This is a genomic window from Pantoea sp. SIMBA_079 (genome assembly GCF_046940275.1).
In the GTDB taxonomy this organism is placed as follows: Bacteria; Pseudomonadota; Gammaproteobacteria; order Enterobacterales; family Enterobacteriaceae; genus Pantoea; species Pantoea borealis.
The window spans coordinates 1-242 of sequence record NZ_JAWRYR010000813.1 but is presented as its reverse complement, the minus strand read 5'-3'; the positions used below and the strand labels follow the sequence as shown (position 1 = coordinate 242).

The 242-nt window shown below is 58.7% G+C and carries 1 pseudogene; it reads right to left on the bottom strand.

Going from position 1 to position 242, the window contains the following annotated elements:
• Positions 1-224: pseudogene (locus tag SB719_RS22205) on the bottom strand (RraA family protein); the annotation flags it as partial.
• Between the last annotated feature and the right edge of the window lie 18 nt (positions 225-242).

Here is a 242-nt window from a genome sequence, read left to right as displayed (position 1 = left end):
AGCCCAGCACAGGAGACTGGAACATTGATCTCACCGGTACCATCAGTACTCGGGCCGCGATGCACACAACCTAGGGCAAAGATCGGCATTTTCCCATCCAGCCAATCGTCACGATCTCGCAATACACCGTTGACCACGATACCCGCGATACCCGCCTTCAACGCCATCGCTCGCATGATGCCACCGATGATGGCTCGGGTCTGATCGCCACTGCCATCGACCACCAGGACGTCACCCGGACG